The sequence below is a fragment of the Neisseria sp. P0009.S007 genome (assembly GCF_051962515.1).
Map to the genome: position 1 here is coordinate 1 of NZ_JBQCVF010000189.1, position 2,741 is coordinate 2,741.

Annotated in this window: 4 protein-coding genes; all 4 read left to right on the top strand. The window is 45.9% G+C overall.

Features of this window, described 5'->3' with window-relative positions; translation table 11 throughout:
• The first annotated feature begins 50 nt into the window (after window positions 1–50).
• Window positions 51–1,061 carry a tetraacyldisaccharide 4'-kinase gene (lpxK, locus tag ACTHS3_RS11355; RefSeq protein ID WP_049335618.1) on the top strand — a complete coding sequence of 337 codons (1,011 nt, stop codon included), beginning with the start codon at window positions 51–53 and terminating at the stop codon, window positions 1,059–1,061.
• A 64-nt stretch (window positions 1,062–1,125) separates the two neighbouring features.
• A complete protein-coding gene (locus ACTHS3_RS11360; RefSeq protein WP_049344150.1) occupies window positions 1,126–1,791 on the top strand; it encodes a hypothetical protein in 666 nt (221 codons plus the stop codon).
• A 49-nt stretch (window positions 1,792–1,840) separates the two neighbouring features.
• The gene (locus ACTHS3_RS11365; RefSeq protein WP_049335588.1) at window positions 1,841–2,416 is read left to right on the top strand and encodes a DUF2059 domain-containing protein; all 576 of its coding nucleotides are present in this window, start codon (window positions 1,841–1,843) and stop codon (window positions 2,414–2,416) included.
• A gap of 94 nt (window positions 2,417–2,510) precedes the next feature.
• Window positions 2,511–2,693 carry a Trm112 family protein gene (locus tag ACTHS3_RS11370; protein WP_003679524.1) on the top strand — a complete coding sequence of 61 codons (183 nt, stop codon included), beginning with the start codon at window positions 2,511–2,513 and terminating at the stop codon, window positions 2,691–2,693.
• Window positions 2,694–2,741 lie beyond the last annotated feature (48 nt).

The window sequence follows — 2,741 nt, forward strand, 5'->3', positions numbered from 1 at the left end:
GCGGGCTTGTGTTATATTATCGTTTGATTTTCGCTTCAAAAGCCGTGCGTATGCCCAAACTCCACCAAATTATCGAACGCCATTGGCAATCCCCCAATCCGTTTTTGTCTTTGCTGTTAAAACCATTGTCCAAGCTGTTTGCCAAAATTGCGGCGAAACGGCGCGATGATTTTGTTTCAGGCCGTCTGAAAAGCGAAAAATTGCCTGTGCCTGTGGTGGTAGTCGGCAATATCCATGCAGGCGGAACAGGGAAAACGCCGATAGTCGCTGCGCTGGTGTCGGGTTTGCAGGAAAAGGGCGTTAAGGTCGGTATCATCAGCCGAGGTTATGGGCGCAAGAGTAAGGCGGTTCATGTATTGAATACAGCCAGCAGTGCGGCAGATGCAGGCGACGAGCCTTTATTGCTGTTTCGCCAAACCGGTGCGCCGACGGCGGTAGGCAGCAGCCGTGCAGAAGCAGGCAGGGCATTGCTTGCAGCGCATCCGGAGCTTGAATTGATTGTGACCGACGACGGCTTGCAACATTATGCCTTGCAGCGCGATATGGAAATTGCCGTATTCCCGGCGGCGGATACGGGGCGGACGGATTTGGATTTACTGCCCAACGGCAGCTTGCGCGAACCTTTGTCGCGATTGGCTTCCGTTGATGCGGTCGTCGTCAGTGGCGGAAAGGCAGATGCGGCATTTAAGCCGTCTGAAAATATGTTTGTCAGCCATATTGAAACAGGGCGGATTTACCGGTTGAACAGGCCGTTTGAGAAATTGGATTTGGAAGGCTTGGGAAATCAAACCGTCGCTGCCGTCGCCGGTATCGCCAAGCCGGAACGTTTTTTCAATACGTTGCAAAGCATGAATATCGCTTTGAAACAAACCGTTGCCTTGCCTGATCATGCAGATATTACGGCCGCGGATTTACCGGACGCAGATGTGGTGATTATCACGGAAAAGGATGCAGTCAAATTTTCAGACGGCCACGGTTTGAATCATGTGTGGGTCTTGCCTGTTTATGCGATAATTGAGCCGGACTTGGCGGCGTTTGTATCCGCGAATGTTTCAATCTAAATGCTTATAGATGTTTCACAGATGTTTTAAAGATGATCTTCAAACTACGCAATAGGAGTAAATCATGAAGTTAAAATATTTGTTGGTCGCTTGCGCAGCTTTATTTGTATCCACTCAAAGCTTAGCTGCTAAACCAAGTGATGAATCTGCAATGAAATGGTTGGAAATTCAAGGGATAAGCAGTAATTATAGCGAGAAAGTACAACGTTCTTTAGAGATGGTGAATAAAGAGGACAATGAACGCTTGTTAACGATGACGCCCAAAGCTCAAAAAGCGCAGATGAAGGCGGTCATCAGCCGTTATATGAAAAACATGCAAGACGATTTGAGCCGCCCTGAGTTGAAAAAACAATGGTTGGATGAAGAAAAGCGTGCCGTACAGAAAGTATTCACACAAGAAGAAGTGGATGTAACCAACCGTTTTTTCTCTTCGGCTCAGGGAAAAAATATTTTGAAAAAGATAAGAAGTTTCCAACAGCATGGTGGAAATCTTGAGGATATGTTGAGCCAATCGGATATAGAAAAGATGACTGAAGCATTTGGGCATGGTGCCGGTAAGTCTGCGCTCGAGAAAATTAAGCATTTCGATAAGCTGAGTGATGAGATTATCCACAAAACCATGAGTCAAAACTACCTCAATGCAAGCGATAAATATACGCCTGCTTTTGAGGAGCAAACACATGGTATTTTATGCGAAGGCAACAAACATTTGCCGAAGTGTGCCAAATAATTTTCCGACTATCTGAAAATATTTATTTTTTGTTGAAAGGTAGAAAAAGATGAAGCTGAAAACCTTATTATTACCCTTCGCTGCGCTGGCATTGTGTGCCAATGCGTTTGCCGCGCCGCCCAGTGATGCGTCGCTGGAGCGTTTGTTTGAGGTGCAGAAGATGGATGCTCTGTTAGACCAGTCTCTCCAAAGCGTTGGAGGTATTGTGCTTTCTGATCCGAATGTACAGAATCTTTGGAAAGATGCGCCGGAAGACAAACGTCCTCAGTTGGAAGCAGTCTTGAAAAAATATACAACTCAATTGATTGCTGAAATCAATACACCGCAAGTGCGTGCCCAGTTGCATAAAGCGGCTTTGGAAGGCATAAAGACGGTTTATACTCAGGAAGAAGTCAACGCATTGATTGACTTTTACGGCACTGCAGTGGGTCAATCAATACTCGCTAAAACTCCACGCTATCTTGAAGCAACAATGACCCCAATATTGAGTATCATCACCGAAAAATACGAAAAATCCAGTCAAAACGCAAACTTAGCCCGTGAAATCCGTCAGATCATGTGCAATGGCAAAAATCCTGACCAAGCTTGTACACAGCAAACGAAGAAAACGGCACGGAAAAAATAATGCCGCTTGAGGCCGTCTGAAAACGAGTGCAGCAAGTTTCGCCAAAACGAGCAAAGTGATTTTCGCTAAAACCACCAAACCAGAAAGTAACCCCATGGAAAAAAAATTCTTAGACATCCTTGTTTGTCCTGTTACCAAAGGCAAACTCGAATACCATCAAGACAAACAGGAATTGTGGAGCCGTCAGGCAAAGCTGGCTTATCCGATTCGTGACGGCATCCCTTATATGCTGGAAAACGAAGCACGAGCGTTGAGCGAAGAGGAACTGAAAGCATGACCGAATTTGTCGTATTGATTCCGGCGCGGTTGGATTCTTCACGTCTGC